We start from the raw sequence: 17215 nt of genomic DNA on the forward strand, positions 1-17215 counted from the left end.
CTTTCCAACCAACGATTTCTTTTTTTACATGACTTGTCTTTTTGCAACGACATAGGGTTTATCCTTTGATCCGATTAATTGTTGATTTGCGGTCACATGAACGTCTTTATCTAATATCACATTCTCCAAATGGACACCTGCTTCAATTTTACAACGCTGCATGATAATCGAGTTTTTTACCGTTGCACCTTCTTCTATGGTTACACCTCGAAACAATACACTGCCCTCTACCTCGCCAGCAATAATGCAACCATTTGCCAGAATTGATTTTTTGACACTCGCTTCATTACGATATTTCGTAGGTGGCTGATTCCCAACCTTCGTCCGAATAAATGGTAGTTTATAAAATAATGCTTTATAATTCTCCTCTGATAATAGATTCATATTATGTCGATAATAACTCTCGATGGAATTGATAAACACACCGTAACCATTGTTTTTATACGTTTGAACCTTTAACGTAGCAAGATTCTCTTTAATGCCATGGACAAAAAAATGATCTTGGTGGTGTGCGATACATTGATCAACTAACGTCATTAATAAGTCTTTATTGATTATATAAACACCCGTGAAAAGGTCATTTTCTTGCTTATCATTCGTGATAGTAGTGACCCAGCCATCTTCGTCTGCTTCAATTCGAAATGCAGAATCATGTTCAGTATTTAACGTCTCGATATGAGTAGTAATCAGCGTTACATCTGCTTTATTAGCAAGATGACTTTTAAATGCATCTTGATAATCTGTATTTGTTATAAATTGACTTCCGCTAATCAGTACATAGGAAGATTTTCCACGAGCAAAATAATCACGGTTATTATGAAAAAAACTCAAATCGCCTTTTGAAATATCAGATGGATCGTTCCAATCCGGTGGAAGAATAAACAAGCCACCATTGCGCTCATCCATCTCCCAGCTACCACCTGTTTGAAGATGATCCATTAAGGATCTATATTTATTGCGGGTAAAAATCGCTACTGACTCTACATTAGAATTCCCCATATTCGAAAGCGGAAAATCAATCAAACGATAACGACCCGCAAAAGGAATTGTGGCACCACTACGAAAATAAGTTAATTCATGAAAGTAATGATGCTCGTGTTCCAGATTAATAAGGCCCATCATTGTGTTCATCTATTTTCCCCCTTAAATTGTATAGATAAGTTGAACTAAAGATTCCATTCAAATCCGCTGCGGCGTTCGGGGATGCCTCCCGCCCTAAGCCACGCAGCTTCACTCAGTTTATATAGGTATTCATTTGTTCAACATCACATGTGTTGATTAACCAAAGTTGACCAGTAATTGACTGCTTACTTTTGTGATAAAACACTAGGCCCCCTATGTACAGGTGCTTTCGGATTGCTTTGGACTGAACGACTACTATACTATTATCGGGATTTCTTGCTGCGTAGGGATGCGACTTTGTCGCATTCCTACGCAGCTTTTTCGTTAATCGTATGGTAGGCGTTCGTCCGTCGCTCACCAAAGATACAGGTACACGAAGTGCTAAAGCTTTTGGGAACGAGTGAATAACTACTTTGCTATCCATAGGGGAGCAGCCAAAGATGCAATTTTGGCTACTTACTCCTTCTTTAGAGCATTTCCTTTTCGAATTTAAGGCGGTATCACTTTCTACAAAGCGTCACACTGTTACTTGTATGATATTTGCTAAAATAAGCGAATAAGCTTTATTAAAAGTGGTGAGTGCCCGAAATTTCATCTTCGGGCACTTGCAACCTTTCTAGAAAGGTTGTAATTCTTTCATTTACCAAAGTAGTTGCATTTTGTACTTGAACATTGTAGGTACGCGGCGGACGGATAGTTGCAACAGGATGACTGAAAAGGGGGTGTCTGGAAATGACGGAGTCATTTCCAGACACCTTTAACCCGCAGTAAAGGTGTTGCGAGCATTTCGTCCAAAGCGAGCCGTAAATGTACAAGTGCAAATGTAGCCTTTTATGCTTTTCTTACAGGCGCTTTATGCAAGAAAATAGTTATCTAGCAAATGTGGTGTAACATATATAGTTCCGATGTCACAACACCATTTCACAGATCAGTCCACAAATCATTATACTTTTATTACATGTCCTAATAACTTAATGCTAAAATACCCTTCAGAGTATCTTGATTGATCACGAGCGGCTCTTCAGTAAGTCCAATGCTAATATGTGTGCCTTCAGGAATCTTTGTATTTTCCATTACAATCACTCGTTCTAGAATCGAGTTCTTCCCTACTTCTACGCCTGGATACAAGATGGATTGTTTAACCATGCTATCAGGGTGAATCACTACATTCTCAAACAATACAGAACTATCAACTGTTCCACACACCCAACATCCAGAATTGATCAATGACTGCTTCACAACTGCAGTTTCCCCGATATACTCTGGGGGAATGTTCGTTTCGTTGGTGTATATTCTCCAGTTTTCATTATTTAACAAGAGACTCCAATCTTTATCCAGCAGGTCCATATTGGCTTCCCAATAGCTTTCGATTGTACCGACGTCCTTCCAATAACCTTCGAAACGATACGCATACAAGCGAAGATTATTATTAACCATCGATGGAATAATATCCTTTCCGAAATCATGACTGGATTGATTATTTTCAGCGTCCTCCAACAAATAGGATCTTAATGTTGCCCATGAAAATATATAAACGCCCATAGACGCTAAATTACTTTTTGGATTTTGCGGTTTTTCATCAAATTCGTAGATGCGCATGTCATCAGTTGTATTCAAAATTCCAAACCGCGATGCTTCTTCCCAAGCCACTGGAATTGCGGAAATGGTGACATCAGCACCCGTTTGTTTATGTTCTTCCAACATTGCTGCGTAATCCATTTGATAAATATGATCACCCGAAATGACAAGGACATATTCTGGGTCATGCCGGTCGATAAAATGAATGTTTTGATAGATTGCATCAGCCGTACCAGAATACCAGTCTCCTCCGTCTTTTGCGGTATAAGGGGAAAGTATCGTCACACCAGTGTTTTGCCGATTCAAGTTCCACGGTTTTCCATTTCCAATATGTTTATTTAATTCAAGTGGTGAATATTGAGTCATCACGCCCAATGTCTGAAGTCCTGAGTTGGCACAATTACTTAACGTGAAGTCAATAATTCGATACTTACCTCCGAAGTGCACTGCTGGTTTCGCTAAGTTGTTCGTTAATTTGCCTAAACGTTTCCCTTCTCCACCAGCCAACAACATGCCTACACAATTTTTCATTAATTAGCCTCCTCAATAAATTCAGGTACTTTTTTGCATTTAAAAATTGTGATAGCTAATGGTGGTACCTTTATTTTTATATGCTGTAATAATCTGTGCCATTCTTGCGGAATGCTAAAATGGTCAGCATCGTTTACCTGTCCAGATCCCCCGAATTGACTAGCATCTGAATTAAAAATTTCTTGATAAGTCCCAGGAGTGGGCACACCAATTTTATAGTCAAAAAGGACTTCCGGTGTGAAATTGCAGACAACGATTAGTTCTTCCCCTGGGCTTGTACTACGTCTACGAAAAGCAATCACACTTTGATCGATATTATGAGGATCAATCCACTCAAACCCTTCAGTATTATGGTCTAATTCATAAAGTTCAGGATATTCCAGATAGAAATGATTGAGCGCTTTAACATAGTTAAAAATTGCTTTATGAAGCGGATAATCTAAAAGTTGCCAATCCAATTGTTCTTGATCCTTCCATTCAGCATACTGTGCTAGCTCACCTCCCATAAATAATAACTTTTTACCAGGGTGCGCCATCATATAGCCATAAAGTAATCTCAGGTTTGCAAACTGCCGCCACTGATCACCAGGCATTTTATCGAGCAATGATTTTTTACCATGAACGACTTCATCGTGTGACAGCGGTAGTAGAAAGTTTTCTGTATGTGTATACATAAATGGGAAAGTTAGTAGATTGTGATGCCATTTTCGGTAAACTGGATCTGCTTCCATATAGGTAAGCGTGTCGTTCATCCAGCCCATATTCCATTTGAAATTAAAACCAAGCCCTCCTACATGTGTAGGTGCCGTAACAAGTGGTAAATCTGAACTGTCTTCAGCCATCATCATTGCCCCAGGCTCATATGAAAAAATAACTTCATTTAATTTGCGGATAAAGGCATATGCTTCAAGATTTTCATCTCCACCGTATGAATTGTAGATTTTATCCTTGTCTTCCGATTTATCAAAGTTAAGATAGAGCATACTAGCTACTGCATCTACACGAATTCCATCGATATGATATTCTTCCAACCAAAAAAGTGCATTAGAGATTAAAAAGCTTTGTACTTCAGGTCGTCCAAAGTCGAAGGTTAATGTTCCCCACAACTTTTTTTCAGCTTTACGAGGATCGGCATATTCATATAATGCCTCCCCATCAAATTGACGAAGTGCAAAATCATCCTTACAAAAGTGACCAGGAACCCAGTCCATAATTACACCGATGTTCTGTTGATGGCACTGATCAACAAAGTATTTAAATTCATCACGTGGACCATAACGAGACGTGACAGAAAAATAACCAGTTATTTGATAACCCCACGACAGATCAAATGGATGCTCCGCAAGTGGGAGTAATTCAATATGTGTATAACCTAGCGATTTTACATAAGGAACCAATTGATCAGCAAGTTCGCGATATGAATAAAATTCACCGTCTACGTTTGTTTTCCAAGAGCCTAGATGAACTTCATAAATCGATACGGGTGATGAATAAACATCAAACGTTTTCTTTTCTTCTTGCCAATCATCATCACTCCACTCATATCCGGATAGAATCGGGGTTAAAGATGCCGTTTTAGGTCGAAGCTCAGATTGAAGAGCATATGGATCTGCTTTCAGTAGCACTTGACCATTCTCCGATTCAATTTCATATTTATAAGGGATGTTTTCGGGAATGTCCGTATAAAAACCAATCCATAACCCTTCGTTCGTGATTCTCTTTAATGGGTGTAAATTGCCTTTCCATTGATTAAAGTCACCGACTACATGAATTTCTTTAGCGTTAGGTGCCCACACTACAAACCGATAGCCTTGAGTACCTTCCCATTCAATCGTATGGCAACCTAATAATTGGTGACTATGATAATTAGTACCTTGGTGAAATAAAAATAGGTCCTGTTCTGAAATATTGTAATACATCGTGCTGACTCCTTTCTTGAGCCAATTAAGATTATATTCAGGATGGTATATGAATATGACTAGTTCTTCTTTGTCATGGATCTTTTATCATTCACTTCTTTGTAATAGCTCGATAAAAAAAGAAACAACTTTCACGATCTAATGCAGCTACAGTCGTAATGTAGAACCCTTATTAGTAAGGGTTGCACCAATTTTAATATTAGCAGATAATTATGTAAATGAATGTTAAATCGTTCTACAAATTTCTTTTATTGGTAAATTTAATGTAAATTAATGTCGAATGAATGACTTAACTCTGACTCCACATCCATATAGAAATCAATTGCGTTACTTAGTTTTAGAATAATGTGACAACTATTTTTTAGGGAAATATATTAATTCCTGGTTAAAATTCAAGTAAGTTTCTTAAAATAGGGGTAGAACATATACTAGGAATAAGCAAGTATGAATGGCAAAAGCGGAGGTAGGTTTTAGGTATTGGCAATAGAGAACTCGGCGTCCATACGTCTTGTATGTTAGATTCAAACAAGAAAAGGGGTTGCTTTTGTGGAAACTCATGTAGCTTGGATCGATGATGTTCACGTGTTAACCGTTATCGTGAACGATATATCTATATTGCTGCACACGGAAGAACCTCCCGTCATTTATTGGGCAGCAAAAGAGAAGTATTTTTCGACAAAGGTTGAAAAAGTAAACGCCGATTCCACCGTAAGGATTATTCTTTTAGAAGAACTGCCAATCGGAGAAAGTCTTGTGCTCTTATGGGGCACAGCGAAGGTCCCTGTTTACCCTAGAGCAATCGTCCGAACGGATTGGTTTGATCAGCACTATGCTGATTTGACTACTAAATTAGGGACTGACTATGAACACTCCGCAACCACATTCTCTATTTGGGCCCCGACGGCTACTTCTGTAAAGTTAAATTTAGATAATCGTGATTTTTTATTAAATCGACAAAAAAGTGGTCTATGGCAACTAAAAATTGATGGTGATTGGCATGGTTTTTCTTATGATTATAAGGTTATTGTCAATGGACAAACGACACGTTTGAATGACCCCTATGCAAAAGCTATGCTTGCTAACAGTGAAAAAAGCGTGATTATAGACCCTGCTAGAACTGACCCACCTAACTTTAACAAACGAAACAGGCCAAAACTTCAGAATTTACAAGATGCAATTATCTATGAATTACATGTAAGAGACGCGACCAATCAAGAAGAAAGCGGTGTCGTTAATCGAGGTAAATATTTAGGTTTGACAGAAACAGCTACAACGACAAAAAATGGTTTTTCAACAGCGCTCACTTATATGAAAGAATTAGGTTGCACGCATGTTCAACTTTTACCAATTAATGATTTTGCACGCATAGATGAGACTAGTCCGAACGATGACTATAATTGGGGGTACGATCCATTATACTTTCAAGTACCAGAAGGCAGTTATTCCCTAACACCTAATGACCCCGTAGCAAGAATCATTGAATGTAAAAAGATGATTCAAGCGTTTCATCAGGCAGAAATCGCGGTCATCCTTGATGTCGTTTATAATCATGTTTTTATCATGGAAGAATCACCATTTGAAAAACTTGTTCCAGGCTATTACTTCCGTTATCACAGTGATGGAAGCCTTAGCAACGGAACTGGGGTAGGTAATGATTTTGCAACAGAGCGAGCAATGGCCCGGAAATTCATTTTAGATACGATTGAATTTTGGCTGAATGACTATCATGTAGATGGATTCCGGTTCGATTTAATGGGGGCCATCGATATCGAGACAATGAACCAAATTCATGAGCGCTGTAAAGAAGAATCAGTGCCAATAATGCTTTTAGGAGAAGGTTGGGATCTTCCAACAGCATTAGCTTCCGAAAAGAAAGCTACTTCCATGCACTCCAATCAATTAACAGGTCTTAAATTTTTCAATGACTACTTCCGCGATTCACTCAAAGGTCAGTTATTTAACAAACACGATACTGGTTATGTAAATGGTCAAGGTCGTTTCATCGAAAGGCTGCCCCACCTCGTATCTGGAACCACTTTAGAAGAATTTGGTGCACCATTTGTGTCCGAGGTGAACCAAACAATTAACTACGTCGAATGTCACGATAACCACACACTATGGGATCGGCTTCTACTTAGCAATGATCAAGACAGCGATTTGACGCGTAAGAAAATGCACCAACTTGCTTCCGGTATCACGTTATTAAGCCAAGGGATTCCGTTTATCCATGCTGGTCAAGAATGGTTTAGAACTAAACAGGGCGATGAGAATAGCTATATTTCCAGTGATTGGATCAATCAATTAGATTGGCGGAAAAGAGAAGTAGAAAATGACTATGTTGAATTTATTAAAACGCTGATTGCGCTTCGAAAAAAATATGATGTATTTCGCCTTACTTCTAACCAAGATATTAGGAGAAGATTATATATATTAGACACGCCCGCTCCTGTTTTTGGCTTCACATTACTTGGAGATAACGAAGATTTTGCAATCTATATTAATCCAACAAAAAAATCCTATGAGTTGCGCTTACCTTCATCGGCAATATGGAGAGTGATGGCGAATAATAATTTTAATAAGAACACAGCGCAACAGGAAGTAAAAGGTGAATTTACTTCTGTTGATGCATACGAGTTAGTTGTCTTGAAGAAATCACGGGAGATCGAATAAGCAAAAAGGGATAGGTAAACTCCGTTTTCACTTGATCATTTCCATCCCGCTTTCGGCGAACTATTCATGACAGATTTTCTGAGGGGACCCCGTATGGCTAGAAGATACTTTGTCACTTCTAGCCATACTCTTTTCAGTAATACTGTTACGAATAGTTGCCTGTCGCGTAGCTGCACTGTTTGAGGAAAAATGCGGTTGCTTTGGAAGTAATGAATAGATGACATTCTATACAGATAGTAAGTGCCCGAAGATGCAATTTCGGGCACTCTTGCACGTTTTACAATGCGTTCCTTTCTTACTTTTAGCAAAGAGTATGCATCTAATCATGTGATGCCTTATAGAAAGTGACACTTCTTTAAATTAAAAAAGAAAACACCTTACAGAAATTTACAGCCGCCAAAATTGCATCTTTGGCGACTTTTATCCAGGTAAGAAGCTAGCTATTCTTTAGTTCCCAAAACCCTTAGCACTTCGTGTACCTATGCCTTTGGAGAGCGACGGATGAAGGACCACCATAAGATTACCGAAACAAATATGTAGCGACAAGTAGGTGATCATGTTATTTACGGGTTGTTTTTGGTTAATCAACACGTGTTACAGTACATCACTAAAATATTTCACACTCCTCTTCACTTCCCCAATCGTTCGTTCTGGCCAATTCGTTTCGATGAAAATCTCCATCAGCTTTTCATGTCGACCTCCATGTTGTTCCGACCATTCAAGCGCAACGACCCCTTCATAGAGTAAAGCCATAGTACGCATTAATCCCTTTGCTTCGATTGTTTGATTGTCAGGGTTCAAACTTGCAAATATCGTGAGGTCTTTTGCTAGTGTCTCCACTGCATTGGATATCCGTAGTTTCCATAAGCTTTCGGGAACAGCGTCTAGTCTTTCTGTCATTTCGTCAATGAATAACAAGTGTGCACTGAATTTATTGACGAGCCTGAGGAGCTCCAATCCTAAAATATTCGCGGTCCCCTCCCAAACCGTTAATACTTGTGCATCGCGAAGTAACCGCGGTGTGACGAAGTCTTCTATATAGCCATTTCCACCATGCATTTCAATTGCTTCATGAGCGAAATGGATTGCCTGTTCTGCGGTTTCTTTTTTAACGAGCGCAATCTTCAGGCGGTTTAATGCAGTTTCTTCGTCAGATGCATTCCCAGAAGTTACTTTATCAAAGAGCTTAATGAGATCGAATGTTGTTGCCAGTTCGACTTCAAGCTTCGATTTCATGGTCGCTAAACTTTCCTGGATCATCGGAAAGTCAGTCAACTTTTTACCAAATGCATTGCGTCTTTCTGCATACATCAAGGCCTCGTTGAACGCACGGCGCATGATGCCAAGTGACGCGACGGCATTACAAATTCGTGATAAATTCAACGCTTCCATCATATAGTAGAAGCCCTTTTTGGGATCACCCACGACATAAGCTAGAGCACCATCAAACTCCACTTCACCCGATGGTACTGCCCGCACGCCAAGCTTATCTTTCAATCTCCGAATCTTAATACCATTTAGTGAACCGTCGTCTTTTCTCCAAGGCACCGCAAATAAACTTAGTCCGCGCGAGCCTTCTGCTGAACCTTCCATTCTAGCAAGAACCATAGCGACGCCTGCCATTCCAGCATTGGATGCAAAATACTTCTCTCCGGATAAACGATAGTTTTCACCGTCTCCCACCGCCTTCACGACGTTAGCACCTACGTCTGAACCTCCTTGTCTCTCCGTTAAAAATGTCGCACCTTCAAATAACTCCGTATCACCCGTTGCACAAACATGAGGCAGGAACTTCTCTTTTACTGCTTCATTAGCATAATGATCGAGCAAATAAGCTGTGGCTTGCGTCAACGTCACAGGACAATGGAATCCCGGTTCTGCTTGTGATAATAAGTAGCCTTGCGCAAAACTGTAGAGGTAGTTTCCTTTATGGCCGAGTTCCGGGATATCTTTATGAACATAGCCCACAATCCCTGTCCGATACGTTTCTTCCACTGTCTTTTTATAGCCTTCATTGACCCAGACATGTGAACGATCATCTCCGTACTTGTCATAGATTTCAAGACGGGGTTGCCCTTCACGGTCAGTATGTTTGGCACGTTCATCGATTTCATTGGCAACTAGTGAACCAAATTTCGTTAATTCTGAATGGGCATAATCGTAAAATTTAGGAGACAAGGATTCTTTTAATAGTGTTTGTAATGTCTCATCGTGCTCAAAGAAATTCAATGGTGTTTCAATTTCCGACCTTTGCTGTAAGACCAATTACTTCGCCTTCTCTCAATGGTTGTTTTAATATCTTGCCGGATGCATTACGCGGTAGAGCCTCAACTTGTTCATACAAACGCGGTACTTTATACTGCGCAAGCTGTTCTTGCGCAAATTGTTTAACCTCTTCTAGATTAAGCACCTCACTGGCCGCAAAATAAGCCTTAACCGTTTCGCCCCATTCCGGATGCGGCACGCCAACTACTGCCACTTCATTAATTGCCGAATGTGTAATTAGTACTTCTTCAACTTCTTTCGGGTAAATATTGACTCCACCGGAAATGATCAGATCTTTTTTCCGGTCGACAACCCAAATGTAACCGTCTTCATCTATTTTCGCCAAGTCACCTGTTTTCAACCAGTCCCCTATGAATGTTTCAGCCGTTGCTTCTATATTGTTATAGTAGCCAAGCATATTGCCTTCCCCACGTAAAAGAATTTCCCCTACTTCGCCTTGTTGCACGTCTTCCCCGTTCGGATTAACAATCCTAAACTCTGCGTGAAGCGCCGCCCGTTTTCCAATACTGCCTGCTTTCGTTTTATGTTCACTTGCGCTCAATAACGTGCCGTTTGGACCCGCTTCTGTCAGTCCATAGACACAGATGAAGTTATCCGATTTGAACTTTTTCTGCACAAATTCAACTTCCGGTTGCGATAAAGGCGCGCTGCCGTAAATCCACCATTTCATTGAAGACAAATCAGCTGTTTCCATCTTCGGATTCTTCGCTGTCAATAAATAAACGACGGGTGCCCCGAAGAAGTGTGTTGTTTTTTCTTGTTCAACAGTATCAATTAAAAGATCAGGTGTGAATGTTGGTGTTAAGACGCTAGTCGCACCAACTATCAGCCCCGCCATGAAAAATAGATGGAGCGGTGCAGAATGACTAAGCGGCATCATGATGAGCAAGTGACTCTCCGGTTTAATTTCCATCTCCACACAAATCATTTGCGCAACCGTTAGGATGTTTTTATAACTGAATAACACGCCTTTCGGTTTACCTGTTGTACCGGAAGTATATAAAATGGTCGATTCACTGGAATCGGGTAAATTGCATTCAATTGAGGAATCATTATCATTGAGTACTGTTTCAAAACTGATCCACTTATCGTCTAGGGTGGCTCCTGTTTTGATTAACACTAAATTGCTATCCAGGTTTTTTACTGATTCAAACAGCAAGTCATGTGCGATGAAGGCTTTTGCATCAGAATTCTCAAGTACATATTCGACTTCTGACAGCGTCATCTTGGCATTTATCGGGACAATGATTGCCCCAAGTCGCTGAACCGCGAAATAGACGATAACAAATTCCGGAACGTTTGGCATATATAGAACAGCTTTGTCTCCTCGCCCAATTCCAAGAAGCTTGAGGCCGTGCGCAACACGATTCACAAGCTGATCAAGTTCTTTATACGTATAGCGTTTCCCCATTCCAATAACCGCTTCAGTCTTAGGATATTTTCTTGCATTACGCTCCAACAATTGTGAACTGTTCATTTCCTTAATCCCCCTTTAAATTGGTTAGTTTTTCGGTGAATTGCACAAGAAGCTGTTCCATCTCCATCTTCATTTCCGTGAGCTCCTGAATTTTGTCTTCCACTTGTCCAATTTTTTCATTGCCAAAATCGATTGTCCGCTCCAATTGTTTTATCCCAGTCCGATCTTTGTCAAAAAGTAAAATCATCTCCTTTATTTCATCCAGCGTGAATCCGTACCTTTTTCCGCGCAAAATCAGTCTCAGCTTTACGACCTCTGCTTTCGGATAAATCCTTCTATTTCCCGCAGTCCTGTCGGGTTTCAACAAACCAAGTTCCTCATAGTACCGGATTGTACGGGTCGACACATCATATGCCTGGGCAACTTCAGTAATATCCTTCACTTTAGCTCCCCCTTTGAAGTGTTGGAATTTTCAACTATATGTGTAGTTTAACATTGACGTTAACGTTAATGGCAAGGGGGGTAAGGAAATTTATTAATAGAGTTAGCTGGTGGATATGATCGGGTGGTGAGGGGATATGATCGAATGCCTGGTTATATGATCGGGTGGCATGCGGATATGATCGATTACCCGGTTATATGATCGGGTCGCACTCGGATATGATTGGTTGTCGGGTTATATGATCGGGACGCACTCGGATATGATCGATTACCTGGTTATAGGATCGGGACGCACTCGGATTTGATTGGGTGTCTGATGATAGGATCGGGTGCCGGGTTATATGATCGCGTCGCTCGCGGATATGATCGGTTACCAGGTTATATGATCGCGTCGCACTCCGATATGATTGGTTGCCGGGTTATATGATCGGGTCGCTCGCGGATATGATCGGTTGCCTGGTTATATGATCGCGTCGCTCGCGGATATGATCGGATACCAGGTTATATGATCGGGTCGCACTCGGATATGATCGGGTGTCTGATGATATGATCGCGTCGCACGCGGATATGATTGCTTACCGGGTTATATAATCGCTCACCCCTTTTTCCAATAAAAAAAGGCTACCCGTTAAAGGATAGCCCCATCTCAAACACCCACACGTACTTCTTGCTTAAACCGCTGAACTGCCTTCGCCGAATCAACTGAATGACCCATTTCATTCAACGTGTCACCAATTAATTCAATCGCTTGTTCCAACATTTCCTCTGTTGTGTTCCCCATATGCCCAATTCGGAACGCTTTTCCTGCTAAATGAGCAAGTGATCCTGCTACAATCACACCTTTTTTACCAAGCGTTGCGCGGAATTCCGAGTCGCCGACACCCTCAGGATAGAGGATACAGCTCAATGTTGATGCTGCTACATTTTCATCAGCAATTGCTTTCATGCCATATTCAGAAAGCGCGGCTCGCACTGCTTTGCCGAATGCCGTATGGCGAATAATTCTTGTCGACAAGCCTTCTGCGTGAACGAGTCTCATTCCTTCATTATAGGCATAAATCAAGTTCACTGGCGGTGTTGCAAAATATTTTGAAGGGTCGTTCATGACAGGAATCCAATTGTAGATATCGCAATAATAAGCCGGAACGCGTTCAATCTTCTCCCTAGCAGCCAAAGCGGTTTTGTTAAAGGCGACAATCGCTAATCCCGGTGGAACGCCAATTGCTTTTTGAGAGCCAGTCAAAATAACATCAATTTTATAATCTGGATGGCCGTATGTTTTACTCATATCTTCTTCCATCGCAGCCGTTGCACAAACACCATCTAAAATGACAAGTGCACCATGTTTTTTCACGATTGGTACAAGTGCTTCGAGATCTGCTGCAACACCAGTCGATGTGTCTGCATGCGTAATTGTTACTGCTTTATAATGCCCTTCAACAAGTTTCGCCTCCACTTCTTCAGGTGTAAATTGCTTGCCCCATTCCGATTGAAGCACATCCACCTCAATGCCAAAAGCTTGCCCTAATTTAATGAACCGGTCACCGAAATAACCTTGGCTGACAACTAATATCTTTTCCCCAGCCGCGACTGTGTTAACAAGCGCCATTTCCATTGCAATCGTTCCTGACCCGGCAACGACAAAAACATCCCCGTCTGTTTGCAACATTTCACGTGTCTGTTCAATCGCATTTTTGTAAATTGCAACAAATCTCGGATCAGTATGCCCTCTTGTTTCACTCGCCATCGCATCATAAATGGAATCGACAACAGGCGTCGGTCCAGGTATCAGTAACATTTCTTCGTTTCTCATTCTATTTCCCCCCACTTATTTTCAAAATACAATTACTAGCTCTAGTACTACTTCCATACTTGTTGAGTAAACCCTCTTATATTGGATCAAGGCAAGTAAAAACGGCTTTATTCCACTTGTAGGAATAGAGCCGTTGCTATGTCACTCTTCATTCGAACCAATACACCGCTCGCACTCAAACAATGGGGATTCAATCTGCTCTACAATTTCACATCCACATTCACGACAAATTTTTCTCGGCAATTCTTTCCTATTGTTGTTTGTTTGCATATAAATCTCCTCCACTCTCATATTTTTTACCTCCATTTGTAAATCAATTTAATTTTTCATACCCCGGCAGTGTCAAAAATTCAACGAAGTCATCTTGCACGATTAATGCTGAAAACAGTTCTGCAGCTGCTTCATATTTATCAGTAGTGAACGCAGTGTCACCAACAGTCTGTTTGATTAATTCCAGTTCCTCTTGCAATACTTTTGCAACCAATTTCTCTGTAATATCCGGCCCATCGCTAAGTTTCCCTTGCGGATGACGAATCCATTGCCATACTTGTGATCTGGAAATTTCAGCTGTCGCCGCATCTTCCATCAAATTATTAATAGGAGCTGCCCCGTTCCCTCTGAGCCAAGAAGCAATATATTGAATGCCTACACTGCAATTCATTCGCAAACCTTGTTCCGTAATCGTTCCTTTTGGGACTTCCAACAGGTCATCAGCAGTTACTTTGACATCTTCTCGTTTACGACCAATCTGATTCGGTGTCGGCATATGCTCGTTGAACTGCTCCATCGCAACCGCGACAAGTCCTGGGTGCGCTACCCACGTTCCGTCATGTCCATCCGTCGCTTCACGGCGTTTATCGTCACCTACTTTGCCAAATGCTGCTGCGTTTGCTTCTGGGTCATTTTTAATTGGAATTTGTGCAGCCATCCCACCGACTGCCGGTGCATTGCGCTTATGACAGGTTTGAATACAAAGCAATGTATAAGCCCGCATGAATGGCGATGTCATCGTTACTTGCCCACGATCAGGCAAGATAACGTCCGGTTGATTGCGCAGCCGTTTAATATAGCTGAAAATATAATCCCAGCGTCCACAATTGAGACCTGCTGAATGGTCCCGAAGTTCATATAGAATTTCGTCCATTTCAAATGCCGCCGCAATCGTTTCGATTAACACCGTTGCCCGAATTGTACCGGTTGGAATTCCAAGTTGCTGCTGCGCAAAGACAAACACATCGTTCCACAATCTTGCTTCCAAATGACTTTCAAGCTTAGGTAGGTAGAAATATGGCCCAGATCCGCGAGCGATTAATTCCTTGGCATTATGGAAAAAGTACAATCCGAAGTCAAAGAAACTTCCTGCAATCGACTCTCCATCAATTACGACATTCTTTTCCAGCAGATGCAATCCGCGCGGCCGTATCATGAGCACCGCGGGTTCATCGTTCAACTTGTATGTCTTTCCAGTGGAATGCTGTTCAAACTCAATCGTCCGCCGAACGGCATCTTTCATATTGAGCTGTCCTTCCAACATGTTTGCCCATGTGGGAGATGTTGCATCTTCAAAACAAGCCATGAATGTTTTTGCACCTGAATTCAATGCATTGATGACCATCTTCCGACCGACAGGACCTGTAATTTCCACTCGTCTGTCCTGCAGATCATGCGGGAGGGATGCAATTGTCCAATCCCCATCCCGTATAGATTGTGTTTCGGGTAAGAAATCCAGTTTTATTCCACTGTCGATGCTACTTTGACGCTGTTGCCGGTTAGCCAAAAGCTCTCTCCGTCTTTCGTCAAAGTTATCATGAAGAGATTGTAGGAATGCAAGTGCTTCCGGCGTTAAAATCTCTTCACTTTCAGCAGTCAGTTCGCCTAAAACTTTTATAGTATGAGATGTCACTTGATTCGTAGACAGATTGATCACCCTCCCCGATTGTTGTTGGTGCCCAATTACCGATACCATTCATGCCCTTCGAATTGTGGCAGCAACTTGCACCGAAAGATCAAACAAATTGCGCAGTTTCCGTCGAGCCTTTCATAGCGGTTGTAGAAGATGTTCCGCCAGAAATGATTTGTGACACTTCGTCGAAGTAACCTGTTCCAACTTCACGTTGGTGTCTAGTCGCTGTGTACCCTTTGTCTTCATTAGCAAATTCAGCCTGTTGCAGTTTTGAATAGGCCGCCATTCCATTGTCTTTATAGTCATGTGCAAGGTTAAACATGCTGTGGTTCAATGAATGGAAGCCCGCAAGTGTAACGAACTGGAATTTGTAGCCCATTTTACCGAGTTCCACTTGGTATTTCGCGATTGTCGCTTCATCCAAATTTGCTTCCCAGTTGAATGAAGGCGAGCAGTTGTAAGCAAGCATTTTCCCAGGGAATTTCGCATGGATTGCATCTGCAAACTGTTGTGCCTCTTCCAGAGATGGATGCGATGTTTCACACCAGACAAGGTCTGCATAAGGTGCATAAGCCAATCCACGTGCAATCGCTTGATCGATACCAGGTTTCGTCCGGTAGAATCCTTCAGGCGTACGTTCTCCAGTAAGAAATTCAGCATCTACTGGATCAATATCGCTTGTGACCATATCTGCTGCATCTGCATCTGTCCGTGAAATAAGAACAGTTGGTACGCCGAGAACGTCAGCCGCAAGTCTTGCAGCAACTAAGTTACGGATTGCATTTTGTGTCGGCAGCAATACTTTACCGCCCAAGTGTCCACATTTCTTTTCAGATGCAAGTTGGTCTTCAAGGTGAACGCCTGCTGCTCCAGCTTCTATCATGCCTTTCATTAATTCGAATACGTTAAGTGGTCCACCAAAACCTGCTTCAGCATCTGCAATAATTGGTGCGAACCAGTCAAAACCGTCTACGCGTCCTTCTGAGTGGTCGATTTGGTCAGCCCGTTGAAGTGCTTGGTTGATACGTTTGACGACAGAAGGAACACTATTTGCCGGATATAAACTTTGGTCCGGATACATTTGACCCGAAAGGTTTGCATCTGCCGCCACTTGCCACCCACTTAGATAGATTGCTTGAAGTCCAGCTTTTACTTGTTGAACAGCTTGATTTCCTGTTAGAGCACCAAGAGCATTGATGAAATCTTCTTCATGCAATGAACTCCATAAGCGAGTTGCACCTTTTGTTGCCAGTGTTTGTTCGATTAAAACAGATCCACGCAGTTTCACAACATCTTCGGCAGTGTAAGGACGTTCAATTCCTTTCCATCTGTTATCCTCCGTCCAGCTTTTCTCCAATTGTTCAATCTGCTCTTGTCTAGTCATATCTACAGTCACACCTTCCAGTTTTTTTATGTTCAACCAGTTATGAAATTAATTCTTTTGTACTGTTTCATAACAGCTGAAGTTGTTATACAGTAATATATAACAGAAGATACAAAGTTGTCTGTACTTTCCGACGAAAGGGCATTATTTT

The 17215-nt window shown here is 41.4% G+C and carries 11 protein-coding genes; 1 reads left to right on the plus strand and 10 read right to left on the minus strand.

Annotation, left to right across the window (positions count from 1 at the left end; all coding sequences use genetic code 11):
* Positions 1-24: 24 nt before the first annotated feature.
* The 3 genes from glgD to glgB all read right to left on the minus strand — a co-directional run bounded on the left by glgD (position 25) and on the right by glgB (position 5150).
* Positions 25-1131 carry a glucose-1-phosphate adenylyltransferase subunit GlgD gene (gene glgD / locus AZE41_RS17720; protein WP_067212229.1) on the minus strand — a complete coding sequence of 369 codons (1107 nt, stop codon included), beginning with the start codon at positions 1129-1131 and terminating at the stop codon, positions 25-27.
* Between the two features lie 954 nt (positions 1132-2085).
* On the minus strand, positions 2086-3231 hold the full coding sequence (locus tag AZE41_RS17730) for a glucose-1-phosphate adenylyltransferase (protein WP_067212235.1): 1146 nt from the start codon (positions 3229-3231) through the stop codon (positions 2086-2088).
* Positions 3231-5150: a 1,4-alpha-glucan branching protein GlgB gene (gene glgB / locus AZE41_RS17735; RefSeq protein WP_067212238.1), complete on the minus strand. Its 1920-nt coding sequence runs from the start codon at positions 5148-5150 to the stop codon at positions 3231-3233. The genes AZE41_RS17730 and glgB overlap by 1 nt, the downstream gene beginning before the upstream one ends.
* A gap of 546 nt (positions 5151-5696) precedes the next feature.
* Here glgB and pulA point away from each other — a divergent pair.
* Entirely contained in the window at positions 5697-7820 is a 2124-nt protein-coding gene (gene pulA, locus AZE41_RS17740) for a type I pullulanase (protein ID WP_067212240.1), read from the plus strand.
* A 594-nt stretch (positions 7821-8414) separates the two neighbouring features.
* On the opposite strand, the gene AZE41_RS17745 is transcribed toward pulA, so the two are convergent.
* The 7 genes from AZE41_RS17745 to aceA form a co-directional block, all read right to left on the minus strand.
* Positions 8415-10085: an acyl-CoA dehydrogenase family protein gene (locus AZE41_RS17745; RefSeq protein WP_067212242.1), complete on the minus strand. Its 1671-nt coding sequence runs from the start codon at positions 10083-10085 to the stop codon at positions 8415-8417.
* Positions 10057-11583, minus strand: a complete 1527-nt coding sequence (locus tag AZE41_RS17750) for a class I adenylate-forming enzyme family protein (protein WP_067212244.1) — start codon at positions 11581-11583, stop codon at positions 10057-10059. Before AZE41_RS17750 ends, AZE41_RS17745 begins: the two co-directional genes overlap by 29 nt.
* 4 nt (positions 11584-11587) lie before the next feature.
* Positions 11588-11965, minus strand: coding sequence for a MerR family transcriptional regulator (locus tag AZE41_RS17755; RefSeq protein ID WP_067212247.1), 378 nt, complete (start codon positions 11963-11965; stop codon positions 11588-11590).
* 645 nt (positions 11966-12610) lie between these two features.
* Positions 12611-13777: a pyridoxal-phosphate-dependent aminotransferase family protein gene (locus AZE41_RS17760; RefSeq protein ID WP_067212249.1), complete on the minus strand. Its 1167-nt coding sequence runs from the start codon at positions 13775-13777 to the stop codon at positions 12611-12613.
* Positions 13778-13918: 141 nt separating this feature from the next.
* A complete protein-coding gene (yhfH, locus tag AZE41_RS22885; RefSeq protein ID WP_399628794.1) occupies positions 13919-14083 on the minus strand; it encodes a protein YhfH in 165 nt (54 codons plus the stop codon).
* Positions 14084-14090: 7 nt separating this feature from the next.
* Complete coding sequence (aceB, locus tag AZE41_RS17765) at positions 14091-15680, minus strand: malate synthase A (RefSeq protein ID WP_418064830.1); 1590 nt, start codon at positions 15678-15680, stop codon at positions 14091-14093.
* A 103-nt stretch (positions 15681-15783) separates the two neighbouring features.
* Positions 15784-17064 carry an isocitrate lyase gene (gene aceA, locus AZE41_RS17770; RefSeq protein ID WP_067212254.1) on the minus strand — a complete coding sequence of 427 codons (1281 nt, stop codon included), beginning with the start codon at positions 17062-17064 and terminating at the stop codon, positions 15784-15786.
* Between the last annotated feature and the right edge of the window lie 151 nt (positions 17065-17215).

The sequence above is a fragment of the Sporosarcina psychrophila genome, from assembly GCF_001590685.1.
GTDB classification, from domain to species: domain Bacteria; phylum Bacillota; class Bacilli; order Bacillales_A; family Planococcaceae; genus Sporosarcina; species Sporosarcina psychrophila.

Excerpts from the sequence above, each read along its gene's own strand:
- glgD (WP_067212229.1), bottom strand. The coding sequence starts at position 1,131 with ATGAACACAATGATGGGCCTTATTAATCTGGAACACGAGCATCATTAC.
- AZE41_RS17730 (WP_067212235.1), bottom strand. The coding sequence starts at position 3,231 with ATGAAAAATTGTGTAGGCATGTTGTTGGCTGGTGGAGAAGGGAAACGT.
- glgB (WP_067212238.1), bottom strand. The coding sequence starts at position 5,150 with ATGTATTACAATATTTCAGAACAGGACCTATTTTTATTTCACCAAGGT.
- AZE41_RS17750 (WP_067212244.1), bottom strand. The coding sequence starts at position 11,583 with ATGAACAGTTCACAATTGTTGGAGCGTAATGCAAGAAAATATCCTAAG.
- AZE41_RS17760 (WP_067212249.1), bottom strand. The coding sequence starts at position 13,777 with ATGAGAAACGAAGAAATGTTACTGATACCTGGACCGACGCCTGTTGTC.
- yhfH (WP_399628794.1), bottom strand. The coding sequence starts at position 14,083 with ATGGAGGTAAAAAATATGAGAGTGGAGGAGATTTATATGCAAACAAAC.
- aceA (WP_067212254.1), bottom strand. The coding sequence starts at position 17,064 with ATGACTAGACAAGAGCAGATTGAACAATTGGAGAAAAGCTGGACGGAG.